A 22,688-nucleotide genomic window follows, 5' to 3' on the forward strand; every position below is an offset into this window, starting at 1 on the left:
CGGTTCACCGTGCGACGACCCCGTCGTCGGTCACCACGACGTCGACCGCGACGTCGTGGTCCTCGACCGGGAGTTCGTCGACCAGTTGCTCCGCGAAGCACACGCCGATCGCCACACAATCGGCGCGGCGTCGGGCGAGGAACCGGTCGTACCAACCGCCGCCGCGCCCGAGCCGCGCACCGTCTGCGGTGAAGCCGAGCCCGGGGACGACGACGACGTCGGGCACCGACGGGTCGACCGGTTCGATCGCGTCAGGGTCGGCTGCCGGGACGACGACGGTCTTGCCGAGCGAGCGGCACCATGCCACGAAAGCATCGGTCGTCGGCTCGCCGGGGACCGAGTCGAACGCCATCACGACGCGGGCCGCTCGTACCGACGCCTCGTTTCGCACGTGCGACCACAACCGGACCGCCCGTCCACCGTCCGGGTCGAGACCGGCTCGGACCGCCGAGAGGTCGGCGCGCCGTTCCCGCTTCCGCTCGCCGATCTGCTCCGACACGGCCCCGGACTCTAATGTCGGGAGCGTGAGTGAGAACACCGAGCCAACGCCCGCCTTCGACGCGAAGGACTTCCGTACCGTGCTCGGCCACTTCCCCACCGGGGTCACGATCGTGACCGGTGCCGACGGCGATGACCCGGTCGGGTTCACGATCGGCTCGTTCACGTCGGTGTCGCTCGACCCGCCGTTGGTCGGCTTCCTGCCGATGAAGGATTCCGACACCTGGGCGGCGATCGAGCGCAGCGGTTCGTTCTGCGTCAACGTGCTGTCGCGCGACCAGGCCGACCTCTGCTGGCAGTTCGCCAAGAGCGGGAACGAGGCCGAGCGCTACGACGACGTCGCCTGGCACGCGGCGCCGTCGGGTTCGCCGATCATCGACCGTGCGGTCGCCTGGATCGACTGCTCGATCGAGCAGGTCTACGAGATGGGCGACCACTACTTCGTGCTCGGCCGGGTCGGCGCTCTCGAAGCCGACGCCGACCACGACGGCAACGGCCCGTTCCCCCTCCTGTTCTTCAAGGGCACGCTCGGCGGCTTCGCCGCGGAAGGCTGACATTCGTCGGCAGACTGGTGGCGTGCGTCCGTTCACCAGCCCCACCGGCCCCGTCACCGAACGGCAGGTCGCCGCGGCGATCGGTATCGACACCTTCGCGATCGTGCTGTTCGCGGCGATCGGGCGACGTGAACACGAGCAGGGTGGCGGCCTCGCCGACGTGTTCGAGACCGCCGCCCCGTTCCTGATCGGCCTCGCCGTCGCCTGGCTGATCGTGCGGGCCTGGCGCCATCCGCTGTCGGTCTACGTCGGGATCGCGATCTGGCCGATCACGATCCTGGTCGGCATGATCACGCGCAACCTCGTGTTCGACCGTGGCACGGCGGCCTCGTTCGTCGTGGTCGCGACGCTCTTCGTCGGCGCGTGCCTCGTCGGGTGGCGCCTGGTCTGGCGGCTGGTCAGCCGGCGTCGGTCGGCCGACGCCGGCGACACCGTCGCCGTCAGGTGATGTTCGTGATGGCGCCCTTCTCGGCGCCTTGTGCGAGCTTGGCGTACTTCGCCAGCACCCCGGTCGTGTAGCGCGGGTTGGGCGGACCGGCCCAGTCGGCACGACGCTGCTCCAACTCTGCGTCGTCGACCAGCAGGTCGAGCGAGAGCGTCGGGACGTCGATCTTGATGCGGTCGCCGTCGCGGACGAACGCGATCGGGCCACCGTCGACGGCCTCGGGAGCGACGTGTCCGATGCAGAACCCCCACGTGCCACCCGAGAAGCGACCATCGGTGATCAGCGCGCAGTCGCTCCCGCGGCCGGCGCCCTTGAGCGCACCGGTGATGGCGAGCATCTCGCGCATGCCCGGGCCGCCCTTCGGGCCCTCGTAGCGGATCACGATGACGGTGCCGGGCTCGATCTCGCCGGCCAGGACGGCGTCCATCGCGCCGTCCTCACCGTCGAACACGCGGGCCGTTCCCTCGAACGTTCGCTGCTCTTTCGTGAGGCCGGCGACCTTGACAACCGACCCCTTCGGCGCGAGCGACCCGGTCAGGACGTTGAGGCCACCCTCGGCGTTGATCGGGTTCGAGATCGGGTACACGACCGTGCCGTCGGGGGCGGGCGGGTCGATGTCGGCCAGGTTCTCGGCCATCGTCTTGCCGGTCACGGTGACCTCGTCGCCGTGCAGCAACCCCTCCTCCAGGAGGTGCTTCAGGACGACCGGCACGCCGCCGATCCGGTCGAGGTCGGTCATGTGGAACTTGCCACCCGGCTTCATGTCGGCGAAGTGCGGGACGCGGGCGGCGACCTTGTTGAAGTCGTCGAGGTCGAGTGCGACACCGGCCTCGTTCGCGATCGCGAGCAGGTGCAACACGGCGTTGGTGGACCCACCGAGTGCGTTGGCCAACGCCATGGCGTTCTCGAACGCGCCCTGGGTCAGGATGTCGCTCGGCCGCAGGCCGGTGCGCAACATGTCGAGCACCGCAGCGCCTGCTCGACGGGCGTCGTCCTCACGGCGACGGTCGACCGCCGGCGGTGATGCCGACCCCGGCAGCGACAGGCCGAGGGCCTCGCCGATCGACGACATCGTGTTGGCGGTGAACATGCCGCCGCATGCGCCCTCGCCGGGGCAGGCGTTCTTCTCGATCGCATCGAGTTCGTCTGGCGTGATCGAGCCGGCGGCGCACGCGCCGATCGCCTCGAACACGGAGGTGATGTCGAGCGCCTTGCCGTTGAGGTAGCCCGGCAACGTCGATCCGTTGTAGACGAACACGCCCGGGAGGTTCAGGCGGGCGATCGCCATCATCATGCCGGGCATCGACTTGTCGCAGCCGCCCGTGGCGACCAGCCCGTCGAGTCGCTCGCCGTGCATGACCGCCTCGACCGAGTCGGCGATGATCTCGCGTGACACGAGCGAGGCACGCATGCCCTCGTGACCCATCGAGATGCCGTCGGAGACGGTGATCGTGCCGAACTCGAGTGCGACCCCGCCGGAGCGCTGCACGCCCTCTTTCGCGGCGGCCGTGAGCCGGCGGATCGACATGTTGCACGGCGTGATCTCGTTCCACGACGAGGCGATGCCGACCTGGGGCTTGTCCCAGTCGTCGTCGGTGAGTCCGACGGCACGCAGCATCGCCCGCGAGGCGGCCTTCTGGATGCCGTCCGTGACGTCGCGAGAACGCGGCTTGATGTCGACTGGGGTATCGCTCGTCATGTCAGCCGAGAGTAGTGCCGCCTGACCAGTGGCAACCTGGTGCAGCCAGTACCAGGTGCGGCGGCGTGCGTCGTCAGACCATGGTCAGACCATGCCGTCGGGAAGCGAGATCCCCGGGGTCGTGGTCCACGCCCAGTTCCGGAACTCGGCGCGGTGCGCCGGCACCGACGGGTTCGAGCCGGGCCAGACGGACACGATCTCGGCCTGCAGGCGAGCGTCGATCGTGGTCCCCCAGTGTGCCGCCTTCGGCGTGAGGGTCTCGGCGACGTCGATCCGGTGACCGTCGACCTCGAGGCGGGCGAGGCCACTGCCCGGCTTGTAATCGACGTACAGGCGGTGCCAGGCGGTGTCGGGAGCGAGCGATCCGACCGGCAGCCAGACGGGTCCCTGTTCGGTCATCGACCACGCACGGATCTCGCCGAGCTCCGGCACCCACGGGTTGAGTACCCACTGGATCGCCATCCCGTGGTCGAGCCTCGTGTCGGGTCCGTCCCACACGAACAGTCCGATCTCCAGCGTCTGGGCGTTGTACTCCCAGTTCGACGTCGTCGGCAGGTCGGGTAACCGGAACTCGAGTTCGGCGGTGTGCCGGAGGCTGAGCCGGTGGAGATCGAAGTACCGGCGGAAGGCGATGGCATGGGCCATCACGCCGCGCCGCTGGACGTTGGCGGCGAGCTCCGACATGGTCCCGGTGTGGGTCAGCGCGATGTCGGCCTGGCCGACCGGCGACTGCCCCGGGCCGGTCCAGATACCGTCACCGACGGCAAGGTTCCAGCCGGCCAGGTCCGCACCACTCTCGTTCGAGGGTGCAGCCGCGTGCGCGGCATTCGTCGGCCACGCCGAACCGACGAGGGCGACGCCGGCACCGGCGGCGACCATCTTGAGTGCGTAGCGGCGCGACAGTGACGAGGGGGTTGTTGTGGTCATCCCCTGTGGATCGGCGGATCTCGACGACGGATGAAGCCTTCTTGGCCGGACCTTGATCGGCGTGAACTCCGCCCTGACGAACGGACTCCCGAGGTTGCCGAACTTGACGACCGGGCGACGGAACGTGGTTGCTCAGACCGGATCGCACGCCGGCAGTGGCGCGGCCAGCTCGGTCGGTTCCGCCCCGTCGGCTCCGTCGAACGGCGTCTCGACGACGAACTGCCAGAGCACGGCGACGCCGACCAGGGCCATCAGCGCGCCGCCGAGGAACCCGGCCTGCTTCGAGGCGATCTCGCCGATCGCTCCGAGCGCGACGCCGCCGACGATGGTGCCGACCTCGAAGAACATCGTGAGCGAGCTGAGCGCGGTCGAGCGCTCCTGCTCCGAGACCCGGTTGACCACGTTCGCCATCAACGACGGGTACAGGAACGCCATGCCGACGCCGATCGTCGCTGCGGCTGCCCAGAGCGCCCACGGCTCGGGAACGAGCGCGATGAGGCTCAGGCCGGCGGTCAGGAACGTCAGCGCGATCGTGACCGTGCGATGGGCCCCGAGCCGCTCGGGGAGCTTGGCCGCCACGACACGCAGACTGACCGACACGAGGCTGTAGACGAGCAGCAACCCGCCGGCGCCGGGCAGCCCGACCGACTTCGAGTACTCGGGGGCGAACGCCATGAAGACCGAGAACGCCGCCATCCCGCACGCCAAGACGAGACCGGGAGCGAGCGCAGCCCGTTGGAACAACGGGACGCGACCTTCGGCAGGTTTCGCCGTGCGGTCGACGCGGCGCGGCACACCGAGCACGGTGACCGCAGCGAGAGCCGCAAGGACGCCGGCGGCCAAGAACGCCGCCGAGTAGTCGTCGTTCGAGCCGATGAACGCTTCGGCGATCAGCGGGCCCACCCCGATCCCGCCGAACACGGCGACCGAGAAGTAGCTCGCTGCCTCGGCGCGGCGATTCGCCGGCGACAGATCGGCGACCAGGGTGGCGGCGGCGACGAACAGCGCCGCCTCACCGAGACCGGTGAAGCCACGGAGCACCATGACGTGCCACAGCTCGGTCGAGAACGCCATCGAGAACGTGGCGACCGACGCCAGGAGCGCTCCCGCCATCATCAGCGCGCGCCGACCGAACCGCTCGGTCAGCCGTCCGAGGAACGGGCGAGCGACGATCGCCGCAACGGCGAACGAGGCCATGGTCAGGCCGACACCGAACTCGCCGCCGTCGAGTTCTCGTTCGACGAAACTCGGCACGGTGACGACGACCATGCCGATGTAGACGAAGAAGACGAGCGCCGTTGCCATCACGGAGACGAACGGCCCCGTGATCAGCCGGGGGGTGGGAGTCGACACGTCGGTCATGCTTGCGGAGTCAACGTGCGACGCCACCACTCGATTCCCCATCCGACACAAGTCACACCCGGACCGACGATGTTGCGGGGCGCGGCCGGTCAGAGGCGTTGGACGTCGACGGCGACGTCGAGGGTCTGCGTCGCTGCCGGTCCGATCATGACGCCACGGACCGGCATGACGTCGGCGTAGTCACGCCCCCAGGCGACCGTCACGTGGTCGTTGGCGGGCAGATGATCGTTCGTCGGATCGAACGACACCCATCCGGCCTCCGGCGTCCAGACCGAGCACCACGCGTGTGACGCATCGGCACCGATCAGCTTCTCCTGACCGGGCGGCGGCACGGTCTCGATGTAGCCGCTCACGTACCCGGCGGCCAGCCCGAGCGACCGCAGGCAGCCGATCGTCAGGTGCGCGAAGTCCTGACACACACCGCGGCGCTCGGCGAGCACCTCGACCAGCGGGGTCGACACCGTGCTGAAATGCGGGTCGAAGTCGAAGGTCGTGTAGATCTCGTGACAGAGCGCTCGGGCAGCATCGACGATGCCACGACCGGGCCGAAAGACGTGACGGGTCAACCTGCCGAGCGGACCGGCGAGCGCTTCCAGGTCGACGAGTGACGACGACGAACGGAACCAGCCCGTCTCGAGCGCGACGGCGCCCGTCTCGACGGCGAGTCGGGCGACCACCTCGTCCCACGGGGTCGCGTCGACCGGGTCGGGCCGCGTCGCGATGTCGACCTCGCTCTCGGCGGTGATCACCAGGCGATCGTGGGGCTCGTGGACACCGAACTGGTACTGACGGTTCCCGAACGCGTCGAGGAACCGATCGATCTCGGGCACGTCGGGGTCGACGTCGATCTCGGCCCGACGCACGGTTTGCCATTCGGTGTCGCGCGGCGCCAGGCACGCGACCGAATAGCCGTCGGTCATCGTCGCGCCGTACTCGTAGCTGGTGCGATGCACGACCCGGTACGTCGTCACGTCGTGCCCGGCCCGTCGAACGTCATCGGGATCGGGTCGACCGGCGTCGAGAACCAGCGTCCGACCATCCCCGTCCCGGCGGATTCGATCAGTTCGCGCAACTCGGGGATCATCCGGTCGGGCGGCAGCAGCAGGCACGCCCTCGCCGACTCGACGAAGCGCTCGCCGAGCGCGTTCTCGCCGTCGTCGACGTGTTCGGCGAGCCGATCGATCGACGCCGCCAGCGAGCGGGGGTTGGACTGGTCGTTCACCAACAGGCGCACGGCGAGTTCGGGCTCGATCTCGCTGCGGTGCCGGCGGCGGTACGCGACCAGGCTGTCGTTCGCCGCCAGCAGCACCTCGAGGACCGGTGCGACGGTGTCGGGACGTTGCCTGTCGAGATCGAGCGCTCCCTCGAGCAGGTCGAGCACGACGAGGCACCGTTCGAGACGCCGGCCGGTGTCGCCGATCCGCCACGCCGGACCGCGAACCGTGCTCTCCTGCCAGAGGCCGGCGATCGCCGCGAAGTCGGCGAGCACGGCGTCCAGATCGTCGACGACGGTCACGTGACGTTGGAGCGACGAACGCAACTCTGCGAGGTGCGACAACACCCGCCCGGTCGTGACCGACAAGAACTCGCGAACGGTCGTCGCCTCCGCGAGCAGTGCGCCGATCTCGGCGGCGACCGCGTCGCCGACCTCGGACAGCCGGGTGCTCAGCTCGGGGCCGCCCCCCAGCGGGTCGCCGACCGGGCGGCGGATCACCCGGTCGGTCATGGAACCAATCCGTTCGCACCACGCCCCGCTGCTCATCGTCGCCAAGCCCGGGTCCTGCTCGAGCCGCGCCGAGATGACCCGCATCGTGCGGGCCATCGCCTCGGCGCGCTCGGCCGCCCGGTTGGTCCAGTAGAGGGCATCGGCGGCACGGGTCGGGACGGATCGGCCGAAGTCGACCTGGGGCAGTCGCGGCGGTTCGACGACCGGAGCCGGCGTCCAACCGAGCACCCAGACGTCCTTGGCGGTGCACGCCGTCGGCTCGGCCGGATCGTCGCCCGGGGCGAGCACGCGCCCGGTGCCACCGGGCAGGACGTGCACCCGTTCGCCGTCGTGCACGGCGAACAGGCGGACGACCGACGACGTCTGGTCGAGGTCGGGCGAGATCGAACCGGGAGCCAATGGGACCGACGCGAGCGTCGGCACGGACCCGTCGTACTCGGGCAGGGTCTGGGTGAGCGGAGCGAGCCGATCGATCGCCGCACGGACGAAGGGAACGATTGCAGGGTCCTCGACGACCCCGGCGCCGTGCGCGTTGGCGAGCGAGACACCGCCGGCACGTTCGGCGAGCAGCAGACCGGGCACGCCGACGTTGCCCAGGGCAGCCACGGCGAGCGGGTCGAGTCTCGGGTCCTCGACCCGCCGGTACAGCACGTCGACCGGTTCCAGCCCGTCGAGGGTGCGCAGCCAGACCTTCCGCTGACGGACGACCAGGTCGGCGCCCTCGACGAGGTTGACGCCGAGTTGCACCGCCAAGTACGAGTGGTCGACGTACGACGGGTGATCGATGCCGGCCGAGTACACGACCGTTCGCGGGCTGTCGACCGTCGACGTCGCGGCGAGCGCACGCAGCAACCGCGACGGGAACCGGGCCAGGCTCACGACGTCGGCCCGAGCCGACAGGTCGGGCAGCACCCGGGTCATCACCGACCGGTCGAGCAGCGCGTACCCGAGTCCGGGCGGGGCGTCGACGAGATCCTGGACGTGCCACCACATCCCGTCGGCGTCGAGGACGACATCGACGGCGTACGTCGTGATCCAGCGCCGCGGCGTCGAGCCGACGGCGTCGACCCGGTACCGCCCCGTCGACGCCAGCGCCTCCGCCGGCACGACCCGCTCGGCGACGAGCGAGCGTGGGCCGTACAGATCGCGGACCACGGCCTCGAGGGCCTCCATCCGCTCGGCGACACACAGCGACAACCACTGGAACGTCCCGGCGTCGAGCACCAGCGGGATCGGGTCGATCCGCCACGGGCGACTCTCGAGCGACGCGGTGCGCCCGTCGGCTCGAACGGGCAGGTCGTGCACGAGATGACCGGCGCCTTCCGCCGCGAGCAGGCGGTCGGCGCGCGCCTGACGCGCCGCGAGCGAGTCGGGGTCGAGCAGGCGCCGGCGGAGGTCGCCGGTCGGGTGCAGGATGGGGGCCCCTCGGCCGAGTGCGGTGGACATGGTGCCCACAGCGTCGCACACCGACGCCCCCGGAGCGATGCCCGTCGCGTCAGTCGATCGTGCCGACGAATCGGTCGTGGATCGCCTGGTCGATGGTGGCGATCGCCTGCTGCACCCGGTCCATCGCCGAGTCGAGGCGTTCGGCCTCCGCTCCGTCGAGGTCGATCGTGGCCAGTGTCGCCTCGGCCTCGTCCAGCGCGACGAGCACGGGCTGCGGGGCCGGCAGCGACACGAGCACCGATCGGATCTCGTCGAGGCACCCTCGCACCGAGCGCGGGAACGACGAGTAGTTGAGCAGGAAGTCGACGGCGGTCATGGCGTCGATCGGCCCGCGCACCCGCCGTTGGTACATCTGGAGCGCCGACACCGACCGCAGGACGTTCATCCAGCGGACCTCCTCGTTCACTTGCTGTGCGTCGTCGGAGCGCTCCATGTACAAGATGCCGGCAGCCGCAACCCCGAGAACACGGGTCGTCATGTCGGCCCGTTCGACGAGTCGGCCGAGCCGGAGCATGCGGTAGGGGTTGGCGCGAGTCATGGTCGACTCGAGCACGCCGTCGAGGCGGCGGCTGATCTCGACGACACGGAGCAGGAACCGGTCGCGTAACTGGCGCTCGATCGCAGCGGATGCCGTGGAGTCGACGTACTGGGCGAGCTGGTTGACGGCCTGCCAGGCCTCGCGCGGGAGCACCTCGCGCGTGGTGCGCAGGTTGGCGCGGGCGGCGGTGACCGACGACGCGATGCTCGACGTGTTGGCTCGATCCTCGATCAGCAGCCGCAACACCGCGCGCTCGCCGGCCGGGTCGTCCGCCGGGTGCTCGATGTCGACGGCGGCGCCGTGGATCGCGGCCAACGGGTCCCACCGGAGCAGTTCGTCACTCGGATAATCGACGACGAGATCGTTGTAGGCGCGGACGATACGGGCCGTGTCCTCGGCGCGCTCGACGTAGCGCGCACCCCAGTAGAGGCGGTCGGCGGTGCGGGCGAGCAGCACCATCAGCCGTCCTCCCCTCGCTGCGTCTGGGATTGCGACTGTGACTGGGACGACCGTGGCGGCGAGTCGGGCGGTGACGAGTCGTACATCGATCCGTACCGACCGTCGACGATCCAGGTGTCCTTGCTCCCGCCGCCCTGCGACGAGTTGACGATCAGCGAGTCCTTGCGCAGCGCGACGCGGGTCAGACCGCCCGGGGTGACGTAGCTCGTCTCACCGGTCAGGACGAAGGGTCGCAGATCGACGTGTCGACCCTCGACCCCCTCGTCGACGAGCGTCGGCACCGTCGACAGTGACAGGATCGGCTGCGCGACCCAGTTGCGCGGGTCGGCCTCGATCGCCCGAACGGCCTCGTCGAGTTCGTCCTTGGTTGCCCGGCTGCCGATGAGGATCCCGTACCCGCCGCTCTCGTTGGCGGGCTTCAGCACGAGGTCGCCGATGTTGTCGATCACATGGCGCCGCTCGTCCTCGTACATCGTCCGGTACGTCGGCACGTTCGCGACGATCGGTTCTTCGCCGAGGTAGTAGCGGATCATGTCGGGGACCCAGGCGTAGACGACCTTGTCGTCGGCGACGCCGGCGCCGGGCGCGTTGGCCAAGGCAACCTTGCCGGCCTGCCACGAACGGATGAGGCCCGGCACACCGAGGAGCGAGTCCTCCCGGAACACGTCGGGGTCGAGGAACAGGTCGTCGATCCGCCGATAGATGACGTCGACGCGTTCGAGCCCCTCGATCGTCTTCATGTAGACGAAGTCGTCGTCGCCGACGACGAGGTCGGCACCCTCGACCAGTTCGGCACCCATCCGCTCGGCGAGGAACGAGTGCTCGAAGTACGCCGAGTTGAAGATGCCGGGCGTCAGCACCGCGATCTGTGGGTCGTCGCAACCGTCGGGCGCCAGCGAGGTGAGGAGCCGGTTGAGTTCGTCGGTGTAGCCGTCGACGGGGCGGATGCGCTGCCGTTCGAACAACTCGGCGAACGCCCGCTTCGCCACGCCGCGGTTCTCGACGACGTAGCTGACACCGGACGGCACCCGCAGATTGTCCTCGAGCACGTACATCTCACCGTCGTCGTCCCGAACGAGGTCGCTGCCGGAGATGTGGGCCCATACCCCGAACTTCGGGCTGAAGCCACGCAGCTGGGGCCGGTAGTTGACCGACTGGTCGAGCAGGTCGGCGGGGAACACCCCGTCGGCGATGATCCGCTGGTCGTTGTACAGGTCGTCGATGAACCGGTTGAGCGCCACCAGACGCTGCTGCAACCCGAGCGAGATCCGATCCCACTCACTGCCTTCGATGATGCGAGGGATGATGTCGAACGGCCACGACCGGTCGATGTTCTGACCGTCGGAATACACGGTGAACGTGATCCCCATCGTCTGGATGTCGAGTTCGGCCAGCTCCTGGCGGGCGCGGAGTTCGTCCTCGCCGAGGCGGGCGATGAGGTCCATCACCGCACTCGCCAACGGCCGTGGAGCGCCGTTCGGATCGATCAGTTCGTCCATCTGCATTTCGACCATAGGTCAGTCGTCACCTCGCTGTCATCGGGGGCCGTGTTTGTTCACACTGCCGACACACCGCCCCGGGAGCGGCCGGCATCGGGATCACGTCACGTCGACGTCACGCCAACGTCACGTCACATCACGTCACATCACGTCACATCGCGTCACGCCGCCGTGCCGACGGCACGGTGGACGACGTCGAGCTTCGACACCGCCGTGGGCGACAGCACGAACGGATACAGGTCGTTCTGGCCGATCGATCGCGACATCGCGTTGAGCGCGAACGTCACGCCGAGCCAGCGTCCGATCATCGGACCGATCGACACGCTCGTGGTGCTCGCCCAGGCGCCGGCACCGGCCGAGCGGGCGGGTTCGCCGACGTCGAGACCGAACGCGTCGGCGGTCTCGAGACCACCGAGGATGTGGAGGTAGTGGGCGAAGGTCTCGGCCCAGTCCTCCCACGGGTGCATGGTCGCGTACTGGCTGACGTGGGTCTCGGCCCAGTCGGCCTGCGGACCGGCGTCGCCGTAGTGCTGCGACAGCGCGTCCTCGTACGAAGCCCGCTCGTCGCCGAACAGGTCACGGAACTCGTCGAGCATGCCCGACGTCTCGATCAGGGTCGGCCAGTAGTAGTGGCCGATCTCGTGGCGGAGGTGACCGAGCACCGTGCGGTACGGCTCGCCGAGCTGCTGACGGACGAACTCTCGATGGGCGTCGTCGGATTCGGACAGGTCGAGGGTGATCACACCGCCCTGGTGTCCGGTCGTGACCGAACGGCCACGCGACGACAGCAACTCGAAGGTGAGTCCGGCGTCGGGGTCGACGGTGCGTGACACGATCGGCAGTCCGATCGCGTCGAGCTGCGAGATCAGGCGACGCTTGGCGGTCTCGGCGTCGGCGAACGCGACCAGGGCATCGAGGTCGTCGTCGTTCGGTCGGACCGAGGTGAGCGAGCAGCTGTCGCACAGCGCGTCGGGGCTGGAGGCGTCGATGAGCCAGTTGCAGCGCGCCACCTCGTGGTTGGCGCAGTAGCGGTAGGTGTCGGTGTCGGTCAGCGTGACGACCGACCGATCACGGCGCAGGTATCCGAGCGACGACCCACACGTCAGGCATTGGGAGTTGTCGAAGAAGACCAGCGCCCCGCACACCGCACATCGAAAAGCCTCCACGACCGATGACCGTACCCATGGAACACCGAGCCCAAACAGATGAGGTCAGGCACCTTCTGTTGGAACGGACTCGATGAACCCGAGCGGTTGTCGAACAGAACAGATGGGGTCAGGCACCTTCTGTTGGAACGGACTCGATGAACCCGAGCGGTTGTCGAACAGAACAGATGGGGTCAGGCACCTTCTGTTGGAACGGACTCGATGAACCCGAGCGGTTGTCGAACAGAAGGTGCCTGACCCCATCTGTTCAGTACCTGCGGAGGTCGAGGGTTCTCGGGTACTCCCTCGGCATGGTGGCGAGGAGGCGGTCGATGTGTTCGATGTCGACACGGCCGGGTTGGTGGCCCTGCCGACGGAAGCGTGCGGCACGGCGCGCCTCTGCTTCGGCGGCGTTGACCGGGAACGTGTCGTAGTTCCGGCCGCCCGGGTGCGACACGTCGTACGTGCACCCACCGAGCGACCGCTCGCTCCACCGGTCGACGACGTCGAACACGAGCGGTGCGTGCACACCGATGGTCGGGTGCAGCGCCGACCACGGCGCCCACGCCTTGAACCTGATCCCGGCCACAGCGGTCCCGGGCGTCGTCGTCGGCTGCAGCGGTACCGGCACCCCGTTGCAGGTGATCACGTGGCGTTCGGGCAGCACGTCGTCGACCCGGAGCTGCAACCGTTCGACCGACGAGTCGACGTAGCGAGCCGTCCCGCCACCCGACACCTCTTCGCCCAACACGTGCCACGGTTCGATCGCACGGCGCAGCTCGAGGTGTACGCCCGACACGGTCGCCTCGCCGATGAGTGGGAACCGGAACTCGAGGAACGGGTCGAGCCACGATTCGTCGAACGGCAACCCGTGCGCCCGGAGGTCGTCGACGACGTCGTGGATGTCGGCGCGCACGAACCAGGGCAGCATGAACCGGTCGTACAGATCGGTCCCCCATCGCACGAGCCGTCCCCGATACGGGTCACGCCACATGCGTGACACGATCGACCGGACGAGCAGTGACTGCACGAGCGCCATCTGGGGATGTGGCGGCATCTCGAACGCCCGCAGTTCGAGGATGCCGAGCCGACCTCGTTCGCTGTCGGGACTGAACAGCTTGTCGACACAGAACTCGGCTCGATGGGTGTTGCCGGTGAGGTCGACCAGCAGGTGACGCACCAACCGGTCGACCATCCACGCCGGCGCCGACCCGCCGGGATCGTCGCTCGGGGTGTCGATCTCGTCGGCGGTCTGCTCGTCGTCCTGGTCGATGAGCCGCTGGAGCTCCGCGAAGGCGATCTCCAACTCGTAGATGTTGTCGGCACGCCCCTCGTCGACGCGCGGCGCCTGACTGGTGGGGCCGATGAACTGGCCCGAGAAGAGGTAGCTGAGCGACGGGTGGTGCTGCCAATAGGTGACCAGGCTGCGCAGCAGGTCGGGGCGGCGGAGCAGCGGGCTGTCGGCCGGGGTCCGGCCGCCGAGGGTCACGTGGTTACCGCCGCCCGTGCCGGTGTGCGTGCCGTCGAGCGCGAACTTCTCCGTGCCGAGCCGGGTCAGCCGCGCCTCGTCGTACAGCGTCTCGACGACCTCGGTCAGTTCGTCCCACGACGAACTCGGCTGGACGTTGACCTCGATCACGCCGGGGTCGGGCGTGACCGTGAGCGATCCGAGGCGCGGGTCGCGGGGCAGTCCATATCCCTGGACGACCACCGGCTGGTCGAGGTCGGCGGCGACGTCCTCGACGACGGCGAGCAGCTCGATCGAGTGCTCGGCGTGTTCGATCGGCGGCAGGAAGACGGCGACGTGCCCGTCGCGTCGCTCGAACCCGATCGACGTCGGTGGGCACCGGTGGCGTTCGACGTGGCCGGCGGGCTGCGGGAGTGATCCGGGCGCGGGCAGCTCGTCGCGTTCCTCGAACGGCGACCGTTCGAACGTCGGGGGGTGCGGCGCCCACGACAGCGAGTCGATCGGGAGCCGGAGTCCGATCGGCGAGTCGCCGGGGATCAGATACAGCCGACCGCGCCGCAGATGCCACGTGGTCGTGCCCCAGCCGTCACCGTCGACCGACTCGTGCAGCGGCACGACGAATCCCGTCGGTCGACCGGCGTCGCCCGACAGTTGCTCGATCAGGGCGCGCCTCGCGTCGGCCGGATCACTGTCGGTCGCATCGTCGGCATCGTCGTCGGCGTCGACGTCGACGTCGGCGACGGGCGGGTCACCGGCCGGGAGGCGGGCCTCGGCCCAGGCCTGATCGACCGGATCCTCGTACGCGGCGACGACCCCGTCGATGCCGAATCGATCGGCGACGGCGTTCGCGAACGCTGCGACGTCGTCGAGCGTGGCCTCGCCGGGCGTGTTCGGGTCGGCGAGCAGCTCCGGCCGGCGCCACAACGGCTCGCCGTCGTTGCGCCACACGATGTCGATCTGCCACCGCGGCAGCGGCTCGCCGGGGTACCACTTGCCCTGGCCGTGTTGGATCAGACCACCGAACCCGAACCGTTCGCGCAGCCGCTCGGCCAGGTCGAGCGCCAACGCACGCTTCGCCGTGCCGTCGGCGGCGACGTTCCACTCGGCGCCGTCCATGTCGTCGATCGACACGAACGTCGGCTCTCCGCCCATGGTGAGGCGGACGTCGTCGGCCGTGAGCCGGGCGTCGACGCGGCGGCCGAGCCGACCGATGCTCGCCCACTGGTCGGGTGTGTACGGCAGGGTCACCCGCGGGTCTTCACGCACCCGCCGGACGACGTTCGAGAACGAGAACTCGGTCTCGCACGGGCTGGTCGACCCGGTGATCGGCGCCGCCGAGGACGGGTGGGGTGTGCAGGCGAGCGGGATGTGCCCTTCGCCCGCGAACAGACCGGATGTCGGGTCGAGACCGATCCAGCCGGCGCCGGGCACGTACACCTCGGCCCACGCATGCAGGTCGGTGAAGTCGGCCGATGGTCCGTCGGGGCCGTCGAGTGCCGCCTGGTCGGACGTCAGCTGAACGAGATACCCCGAGACGAAGCGGGCGGCGAGTCCGAGGCGGCGCAGCGCTTCGACGAGCAGCCAGCCGGTGTCGCGGCACGAGCCGATCCCCCGCTCGAGGGTCTGCGTCGGTGATTGGACGCCCGGCTCCATCCGGATCGAGTACTCGATGTCGCCGTACAGGCGCTGGTTGATGTCGACGAGGAAGTCGGCAATGCCGGTGCCGTCGTCGCGGTGACGCACCCCGGTCATCCAGCGGTCGAACACCGGGTCGTCGTCGGTGGCCGGGCGGAGATACGGCTCGAGGTCGCGCCGCACCTCCGGCTCGTACTCGAACGGGTAGTGCTCGGCCGACTCCTCGACGAAGAAGTCGAACGGATTGATCACGGTCATGTCGGCCACGAGGTCGACCGTGACGTCGAGTTCTCGAGCCGGCTCGGGGAAGACGAACCGGGCGAGATAGTTCCCGAACGGGTCCTGTTGCCAGTTGACGAAGTGATCCTCGGGTTCGACGCGAAGGCTGTACGAGACGATCGGGGTCCGCGAGTGCGGTGCCGGCCTCAGCCGGAGCACGTGTGGATGGATCGTCGTCAGCCGATCGAACCGATAGGTGGTGCGGTGCTCGATGCCGACGTGAATTCCCATGTCCGCGCCGAGCGTAGCGGTCCGCCCGCGGAGGCGTCAGGCGGTGGTGGGCGCAGCGACGGCCTCGACCGTGGGGTCGACGGATGCGTCGCCCGTCGTCGCGTCGGCCCGGTCGAGCGACGCGCCGACGGTCGTGCGCACCCACCAGGCGACACCACCCATCGCGATCGCGACCAGGACGAGCACGAGCGCCGGACCGCGTTCGGCGCCGCTGCCGATCACCCGGCCGATCGTGTCGGCACCCCAACCGCCGTCTCGCATCGCCGGCTCGGCGAGGCGGGTGATGACGACCCCGGACAGGGCCGCGCCGATCGGGTCGAGCGCCCGGCTGACGGCGGCGCGCACGCCGAACACCCGCCCCTGCATCGACGAGGGCACCCGTTCGTGGTAGATCGTCGCGACGGTCGAGCTGACGAGCGGCACGACGGCGAGGACGCAGGCCGCGCCGACGATCAGCACCCCCGCCGAGGGCCGGGCGGCGAGGATCGCACAACCGCCGGCGACGCCACTCAGCCCGAGGAAGAGCGCGCGGCCCCGCCGGTCGGGCACGCCTCGGCGACCCAGCACGAGGCTGCCCATGAGCATGGCGACGCCACCGACGGCGAACACGAGACCGGACCGGGCGGCGCCGAACACCGTCGTGGCCAGGCCGATCATGGCGACGTTGAAGAACGCGAGGAAGAAGTTCGTCGTCGCCATCGCGACGAGCAGCACGAGGAGCGGTCGCCCATCGGTCGAGAGCCAGCGCAGTGCCGGTCTCCAACTGCCGTCGTCGGTGGCGTCGGGAGCGTTGCGGCGATCGCCGAAGCGGACGGCGAGGGTGCATCCCATGGCGACCAGGAAGGTCGCAACGTCGACGATCAGGACGGCGGTGATGCCCTGCCACGCCACCAGCGGCGTGGCGATGATCGGACCGATCACGACGCCGACCGCCGGACCGAGCTGGTTGAGGCCGTTCGCCCTGCCGAGCGCCTCCGGCACCACCAGCGTCGGCACGGCCGCCTGGAACGCCGGATACTGGAGCGCCGAGCCGACGCCGGCGACGAAGCCGGCAACGGCGAGGTGCCACACCTGGAGCTGTCCCGTCAGTGCGACCACCAGGGCGATCGACGTGCCGGTGGCGGCGAAGGTGTCGGCGCCGACGATCACGGGTCGTCGCGGGAACCGGTCGACGAGTGGGAGCAGCGGGCTGGTGAGCAGGGCCGGGAGCGCGGTGAGTGCGGTCAGGAGGCCGAGCCACGTCGCACTGCCGGTCTCGAGGAACACCCAGACGGCGACACCGACACCCGACACGGTGCTGCCGATCGCCGAGACCGTCTGGCCGAACCACACGATCAGGAATCGGTGTCCGAGCGGCGGACGTGCCGGCGTGTCGTGTCCGGCCGAGGCGTGCATGCCATCCATGTCGTCATTCAACACGATTGAACCATATAATTCAAGTCTCCTGAATGAACATTCACGGCCGGTGAACGGATCGACGGTCCCACTACCCTGGAGACGGTGAGCGACGACGACCTCGACTCGACCTGGGAACCGCAACCCGATGCGGGCGACCCGGTCGACAAACTCGACCTCGACGACCTCGGCCTGCTGGGCGAGCTCACCCATCCGATGCGGTCGCGCATCCTTCGCTCCCTCAAGCAACCGAGAACCGTCGCCGAGGTCGCCGAGCAGCTCGACATGCCGGTCACTCGCCTCTATCACCACATCAACCGCCTGGAAGATCTCGGCTTCATCCGCGTCGTCGCGACGCGTCGAGTCGCCGCCGTGACCGAGCGCCGCTATCAGGTGACCGCCAAGTCGTTCGGCATCGCCGACCACCTGTTCACCTCGGCCGACAAGGCCGAACTCGCCGCAGCGCTCGGCGCATTGTTCGACGTGGCGAAGCTGCAGTTCCAACGCGAGGTCGAGCACGGCAACTCACTGCGCTCCGACACCAACGACGAACACTCGATCCTGTCGCTCGGCACCGGCCACTACTCGCCCGAACGTCGCGACGAGCTCCTGTCACGGCTGCGCGAGGTGATCGGCGAGTTCGACTCCGACCTCCCCGACGACGACCCCGAAGCGATCCGCACGAGCGTCTTCATCGCCGTGTTCCCCGAAACCACCTGACCGCGATGACGGCGAACCACGACGAGCTGATCGAACGGCACTTCCGCCCCGACGACCCGGCCTTCATCGCCGACCCGTACCCCGACTTCGCGGCGCTGCGAGCTGCGATGCCGATCGGGCGCGACCCGCGGAGCGGACAGTGGCTGATCACCCGGTTCGCCGACGTCCATGCGACACTGCGCGACCGGCGGCTCGGCCGGAACTACACCCAGTCGTTCGACCACGCCGAGTTCGGACGCCCCGAACCCGATCCGCGATGGGCGCGTTTCCACGAGCACGAAGCCTGGTCGCTCCTGGCGCTCGAACCACCCGACCACACTCGTCTGCGTCGCCTCGTCTCGAAGGTGTTCACCCAACGATCGGTCAACGCGCTCAGGCCGACGATCGAACGACGGGCGACCGAGCTGCTCGACCGCTGCGCCGAACGCGGCACGATCGACCTGATCGCCGACTACGCCCAGCCGTATTCGGTCGGGGTGATCTGCGCCATGCTCGGCGTGCCCGACAGTGACACGCAACGACTCCTCGACTGGTCGCACGCGATCGTCAAGATGTACGAGCTCCACGCCACCGACGAACAACGTGTCGCGGCGGACGAGGCGGCCGGCGAGTTCATCGAGTACGTACACGCGCTGATCGACCGCAAGCGCCACGAACCGGACGACCTGCTGCTGTCCGAACTGGTTCGGGTCGAGGACGACGACGACACCCTGACCGTGCCCGAGATCACCTCCACCACGATGGTGCTGCTCGAAGCCGGGCACGAGGCGACGGTCAACACCCTCGGCAACGGGATGCGGGCGATGCTGCATCACCCCGACCAGTGGCGCCGGGTCACGAGTGGCGAGGTCGACCCGGCCGACGCGGTCGAGGAGATGCTGCGGTGGGACTCGCCGACCCAGCTGTTCGACCGGTACGTCCTCGACGACGACGTCACGATCGCCGGCCGGCCACTCGAACGCGGCGACGAGGTGGCGATGCTGTTCGGCTGCGCCCAGCGCGACCCCGACCGATTCGCCGACCCCGACCGTTTCGACGTCGGGCGGGGCGACACCAAACACATCGGATTCGGCGGCGGCATCCACTTCTGCATCGGCGCCCCGCTCGCCCGCGTCGAGGTGGCGGTGTCGGTCGAGGCCATCGCCCGCCGCTTCCCCGACGTCGCCCTCGTCGACGACCCGACCTACCACCCCACCTTCGTCATCCGAGGCCTCGAGTCCCTCCACCTCGACGTCGGATGAGGTCAGACCCCATCCGACGAGCAGGCAGGTCAGGTCTCGTTCACGGTCCGTCGGATGGGGTCTGACCTCATCCGACTGAACAGGTCCGTGCTGAGCGTCAGTCGCTGCTGATGGCGTCGAGGACGTCGAGGCGGGCGGCTCGACCGGCCGGTCGGAGCGCCGCCACGACACCGGCGACCATCGCCACGACCAGCACGACCACCAGCGTGGTGACCGACGGGGCGAACGTGCCGAAACCCTCCGTCGCCGCGATCGCCCGGATCAGACCCCAACAGATCGTGGTGCCGAGTGCGAGGCCGCCGACCGTGCCGAACACGGCGATGATGACGCTCTCCCACCGCACGGTCGATCGAACCGCCGCCCGGGTCTGACCGACCGCCCGCAGCAACCCGATCTCCCGAGTCCGTTCGTGAATGCTCAGTGACAAGGTGTTGGCGATCCCGACGAGGGCGATCACCACGGCCAGCCCGAGCAGGCCGTACACGAGGCCGAGCATCTGGTCGATCTGTTCGCCCTGTGCCTCGAGGTACTCGTCGCTGTCCTGGAGCAGCGGACTGCCGTACCCGTCGACCACGGTCTGCACGTCGGCGCGCACTGCAGCGAGCGACGCCCCATCGGCGATGTCGATCATCACCACGATGTCCTCGGGCGTGGCGGCGTGCCGCTCCCACACCCGGGCGTCGACGATGTTGTCGCCCATCAGATCGTCGTTGGCGTAGACGGCCCCGACCGTGAGCGGCTCGGTCGACCCGTCGAGGAACCGGGCCGTGAGCTCGTCGCCGAGTGCGAGGCCGTACGCCTCGGCGTAGTCGACACCGACGGCGAACCCACCGTCACCGATCGAGGCGAGGTCGCCCTCGACGACGTCGAGGTCGGCGACCCCGGCGAGTTGTTCGAAATCGGTGGCGAGCGGTTCGTCGTTGCGACCGTCGATCAGCATCGCCGCGACCGACAGGCGGGCGATCGACTCGACCCCCGGCACCTCGGCGATCTCTGCCGACATCGCCGGACTCAGACCGGCGCCGGAGAAGCCTTCGGGTGTGATCACCAGATCGCCGCCGAACGACTCGTCGATCAAGTCGCCGAGCGATGCCTTGATCGAGGTGCCGAGCGAGGCGAACAGTGCGACGACGGCCGTGCCGATCATCAGCGCGGACGCCGTTCCCGACGTCCGCTTCGGGTTGCGCATCGCGTTCCGTCGCGCCAGCACCCCGTTCTGCCCGCGCAGCGCAGCGACCGGCGCGCCGATCACGGCGGCGGCGAGACGCGCCACGACCGGGCCGAGCAGGATCACACCGACGAAGACGCCGAGCCCGCCGAGTGCGGCGATCTGCATCGGCGACGACCCGATGTCGGTGGAGAACACGAGCATGGCTGCACCCGCCAGGGTGACGGCGGCGCCGGCGATCGCCCGCACGACCGAACTCCCCGACTGGTCGATGGCGGCCTCTCGCAGCGCAGCGATCGGGGCGACCTTGCTGGCCTTGAGCGCCGGAGCGATCGCCGCGACCAGGGTGACGACGACACCGATCACGAGCGCCGTCAGTGCGACACCCACGGTGAGGCCGAGCCCGGCCGTCGGGATGCCGGCACCGAGGGCGCCCAGCAGAGCGTTGAGGCCGATCGCCAGCCCGACGCCGACACCCAGGCCGACCACGGCCGAGAGCGTGCCAATCGTGAGCGCCTCGGCTGCGACGCCGGTGAGCACCTGGCGGCGGGAGGCGCCGATCGCCCGCAGCAAGGCGGTCTCGCGGGTGCGCTGGGCGACCACGATCGCGAACGTGTTGTGGATGCTGAACGTCGCCACGAGCAGGGCGATGCCGGCGAACGCGAGCAGGAACGTCTTGAAGAAGCCGAGGAAGTCGGCCTCCAACGCCGCCATCTCCTCGTCGATCAGCTCCTGTCGGGTCAGCGCCTCGAGATCGGCGGGCAGGGAGCCGGCGATCGTCGATCGGAGCTCCTCGGCGGACACGCCGGGCTCGGCCTGCAGATCGACGGCGTAGAGACCGTCGGGGTCACCGAGGAGCAGCGACTGAGCAGTCGGAGTGTCGAACCATGCGAACGTGACACCACCGAGTTGTTCGCCCGAGCCGAGCTCGGCGATCCCGACGACGGTCACCGCCACCGGTTCGGGCACGCGCACGGTCGTGGCGTCGCCGACGGCGAGCTCGCCGGTGTCGGCGGCGCCGCTGTCGATCACGACCTCGCCGGGGGCGACCGGGGCGCGCCCGTCGACGACGACGTACGGGTTGCGGTCGGAGTCGACCCAGTTCACGCCCATGGTCGGTGGGCCGTTGCCACCGATCGGTTCGTCGTCGGATCCGACGATCTGCGCGATGCCCTCGACGACCGGCAGTGCGGCGGCGACTCCGTCCGCTGCCGCCAGTTCGTCGACGAGCGCCTCGTCGATCGTCGCGGCGATGTCGCGCTCACCGCTCGCGATCACCTCGGTCGAGCGGACCTCGACATCGGTGCCCGAGTACCCCTCGGCGAAGAGATCATCGATGCCGCGGGTCATCGCGTTGCCGAGCAGGAGCGTTGCCGTGAGGAACGCGATGCCGATCACGACCGCCACGCCGGCTGCCAGCGCCCGCCGCTTGTGGGACCGGATGTTGTGGAACACGAGCGAGTGCATGTCAGGCTCCGATCCGCTTCATGTGATCGAGGACTCGCTCCGCGGTGGGTTCGTCGATCGAGTCGACGATGCGGCCGTCCGCGAGGAACACGACGGAGTCCGCGTACGACGCCGCCGCAGGATCGTGGGTGACCATCACGATGGTCTGGCCGATGCCGCGCACCGCCGATCGCATGAACTCGAGGATCTCGGTGCCCGACCGGCTGTCGAGGTTGCCGGTCGGTTCGTCGGCGAACACGACCTCCGGGCGCGACACGAGCGCCCGGGCGACGGCGACGCGCTGCTGCTGGCCGCCCGACAGTTCGGAGGGTCGATGCCGGAGCCGATCACCGAGGCCGACGGTGCGCACGACCTGCTCGAACCAGTCGGCGTCGGGCTTGCGCCCCGCAAGGCTCGACGGGAGGACGATGTTCTCCCGAGCCGTCAGGGTCGGCACGAGGTTGAACGACTGGAACACGAAACCGATCCGTTCCCGTCGGACCCGGGTGAGTTCGCGGTCGCTCAGCGAGCCGAGTTCGACGTCACCGAGGTGGACGCTGCCGGCTGTGAGCGTGTCGAGGCCGGCGAGGCAGTGCATCAGCGTCGACTTGCCGCTGCCCGACGGCCCCATGACCGCGGTGAAGCGACCGGCAGGGACGTCGAGGTCGACGTGGTCGAGCGCAGTGACGGCGGTGTCGCCACGTCCGTAGCGCTTGACGGCGCCGCGAACGCGGGCGGCAGGCGCCCGAGGAGGGACCGGTGACGGAGGATCGAGGAGTGCGGCTGCGTGCTGGGTGTCCATACCGT

17 protein-coding genes are annotated in these 22,688 nt (G+C 69.3%); 4 read left to right on the plus strand and 13 right to left on the minus strand.

Annotated features, from left to right (window positions below; genetic code table 11):
* Window positions 1–4: 4 nt before the first annotated feature.
* On the minus strand, window positions 5–499 hold the full coding sequence (locus BDK89_RS16380) for a 5-formyltetrahydrofolate cyclo-ligase (protein WP_208294102.1): 495 nt from the start codon (window positions 497–499) through the stop codon (window positions 5–7).
* A 25-nt stretch (window positions 500–524) separates the two neighbouring features.
* On the opposite strand from BDK89_RS16380, the gene BDK89_RS16385 reads away from it, so the two are divergent.
* Together BDK89_RS16385 and BDK89_RS16390 are read left to right on the plus strand one after the other, a co-directional pair.
* On the plus strand, window positions 525–1,052 hold the full coding sequence (locus BDK89_RS16385; RefSeq protein ID WP_133869975.1) for a flavin reductase family protein: 528 nt from the start codon (window positions 525–527) through the stop codon (window positions 1,050–1,052).
* A 22-nt stretch (window positions 1,053–1,074) separates the two neighbouring features.
* The gene (locus tag BDK89_RS16390; RefSeq protein ID WP_208294103.1) at window positions 1,075–1,500 is read left to right on the plus strand and encodes a DUF3054 domain-containing protein; all 426 of its coding nucleotides are present in this window, start codon (window positions 1,075–1,077) and stop codon (window positions 1,498–1,500) included.
* On the opposite strand, the gene ilvD is transcribed toward BDK89_RS16390, so the two are convergent.
* From ilvD to BDK89_RS16445, 10 genes are all read right to left on the minus strand, one after another.
* A complete protein-coding gene (gene ilvD / locus BDK89_RS16395; protein ID WP_133869976.1) occupies window positions 1,493–3,196 on the minus strand; it encodes a dihydroxy-acid dehydratase in 1,704 nt (567 codons plus the stop codon). The two genes, BDK89_RS16390 and ilvD, sit on opposite strands and share 8 nt — an antisense overlap.
* A gap of 84 nt (window positions 3,197–3,280) precedes the next feature.
* Entirely contained in the window at window positions 3,281–4,123 is an 843-nt protein-coding gene (locus BDK89_RS16400; RefSeq protein ID WP_133869977.1) for a twin-arginine translocation signal domain-containing protein, read from the minus strand.
* 132 nt (window positions 4,124–4,255) lie between these two features.
* On the minus strand, window positions 4,256–5,476 hold the full coding sequence (locus BDK89_RS16405) for an MFS transporter (RefSeq protein ID WP_166657636.1): 1,221 nt from the start codon (window positions 5,474–5,476) through the stop codon (window positions 4,256–4,258).
* A 98-nt stretch (window positions 5,477–5,574) separates the two neighbouring features.
* Window positions 5,575–6,438 (minus strand): transglutaminase family protein, encoded by an 864-nt coding sequence (locus BDK89_RS16410; RefSeq protein ID WP_133869979.1) that lies wholly within the window; start codon window positions 6,436–6,438, stop codon window positions 5,575–5,577.
* A gap of 14 nt (window positions 6,439–6,452) precedes the next feature.
* Window positions 6,453–8,657, minus strand: coding sequence for a circularly permuted type 2 ATP-grasp protein (locus BDK89_RS16415; protein ID WP_133869980.1), 2,205 nt, complete (start codon window positions 8,655–8,657; stop codon window positions 6,453–6,455).
* A gap of 49 nt (window positions 8,658–8,706) precedes the next feature.
* Window positions 8,707–9,654 carry an alpha-E domain-containing protein gene (locus BDK89_RS16420; RefSeq protein ID WP_133869981.1) on the minus strand — a complete coding sequence of 316 codons (948 nt, stop codon included), beginning with the start codon at window positions 9,652–9,654 and terminating at the stop codon, window positions 8,707–8,709.
* A complete protein-coding gene (locus BDK89_RS16425; protein ID WP_243839196.1) occupies window positions 9,654–11,168 on the minus strand; it encodes a circularly permuted type 2 ATP-grasp protein in 1,515 nt (504 codons plus the stop codon). The genes BDK89_RS16420 and BDK89_RS16425 overlap by 1 nt, the downstream gene beginning before the upstream one ends.
* Before the next feature lie 146 nt (window positions 11,169–11,314).
* Window positions 11,315–12,319, minus strand: coding sequence for a zinc-binding metallopeptidase family protein (locus BDK89_RS16430; protein WP_133869982.1), 1,005 nt, complete (start codon window positions 12,317–12,319; stop codon window positions 11,315–11,317).
* 247 nt (window positions 12,320–12,566) lie between these two features.
* Complete coding sequence (locus BDK89_RS16435; protein ID WP_133869983.1) at window positions 12,567–15,911, minus strand: transglutaminase family protein; 3,345 nt, start codon at window positions 15,909–15,911, stop codon at window positions 12,567–12,569.
* A gap of 36 nt (window positions 15,912–15,947) precedes the next feature.
* A complete protein-coding gene (locus BDK89_RS16445; protein WP_166657637.1) occupies window positions 15,948–17,330 on the minus strand; it encodes an MFS transporter in 1,383 nt (460 codons plus the stop codon).
* 81 nt (window positions 17,331–17,411) lie between these two features.
* On the opposite strand from BDK89_RS16445, the gene BDK89_RS16450 reads away from it, so the two are divergent.
* Window positions 17,412–18,026 (plus strand): winged helix-turn-helix domain-containing protein, encoded by a 615-nt coding sequence (locus BDK89_RS16450; RefSeq protein WP_133869986.1) that lies wholly within the window; start codon window positions 17,412–17,414, stop codon window positions 18,024–18,026.
* A gap of 5 nt (window positions 18,027–18,031) precedes the next feature.
* The gene (locus BDK89_RS16455; RefSeq protein ID WP_133869987.1) at window positions 18,032–19,267 is read left to right on the plus strand and encodes a cytochrome P450; all 1,236 of its coding nucleotides are present in this window, start codon (window positions 18,032–18,034) and stop codon (window positions 19,265–19,267) included.
* Between the two features lie 97 nt (window positions 19,268–19,364).
* Here the strand turns inward: BDK89_RS16455 and BDK89_RS16460 are convergent, their stop codons facing one another.
* Together BDK89_RS16460 and BDK89_RS16465 are read right to left on the minus strand one after the other, a co-directional pair.
* On the minus strand, window positions 19,365–21,902 hold the full coding sequence (locus BDK89_RS16460) for an ABC transporter permease (RefSeq protein WP_133869988.1): 2,538 nt from the start codon (window positions 21,900–21,902) through the stop codon (window positions 19,365–19,367).
* Window position 21,903: 1 nt separating this feature from the next.
* Window positions 21,904–22,683, minus strand: coding sequence for an ABC transporter ATP-binding protein (locus tag BDK89_RS16465; protein ID WP_133869989.1), 780 nt, complete (start codon window positions 22,681–22,683; stop codon window positions 21,904–21,906).
* Between the last annotated feature and the right edge of the window lie 5 nt (window positions 22,684–22,688).

It is taken from the genome of Ilumatobacter fluminis (genome assembly GCF_004364865.1).
In the GTDB taxonomy this organism is placed as follows: domain Bacteria; phylum Actinomycetota; class Acidimicrobiia; order Acidimicrobiales; family Ilumatobacteraceae; genus Ilumatobacter; species Ilumatobacter fluminis.

Excerpts from the sequence above, each read along its gene's own strand:
- ilvD (WP_133869976.1), bottom strand. The coding sequence starts at position 3,196 with ATGACGAGCGATACCCCAGTCGACATCAAGCCGCGTTCTCGCGACGTC.
- BDK89_RS16400 (WP_133869977.1), bottom strand. The coding sequence starts at position 4,123 with ATGACCACAACAACCCCCTCGTCACTGTCGCGCCGCTACGCACTCAAG.
- BDK89_RS16415 (WP_133869980.1), bottom strand. The coding sequence starts at position 8,657 with ATGTCCACCGCACTCGGCCGAGGGGCCCCCATCCTGCACCCGACCGGC.
- BDK89_RS16420 (WP_133869981.1), bottom strand. The coding sequence starts at position 9,654 with ATGGTGCTGCTCGCCCGCACCGCCGACCGCCTCTACTGGGGTGCGCGC.
- BDK89_RS16425 (WP_243839196.1), bottom strand. The coding sequence starts at position 11,168 with ATGGTCGAAATGCAGATGGACGAACTGATCGATCCGAACGGCGCTCCA.
- BDK89_RS16435 (WP_133869983.1), bottom strand. The coding sequence starts at position 15,911 with ATGGGAATTCACGTCGGCATCGAGCACCGCACCACCTATCGGTTCGAT.
- BDK89_RS16455 (WP_133869987.1), top strand. The coding sequence starts at position 18,032 with ATGACGGCGAACCACGACGAGCTGATCGAACGGCACTTCCGCCCCGAC.
- BDK89_RS16460 (WP_133869988.1), bottom strand. The coding sequence starts at position 21,902 with ATGCACTCGCTCGTGTTCCACAACATCCGGTCCCACAAGCGGCGGGCG.
- BDK89_RS16465 (WP_133869989.1), bottom strand. The coding sequence starts at position 22,683 with ATGGACACCCAGCACGCAGCCGCACTCCTCGATCCTCCGTCACCGGTC.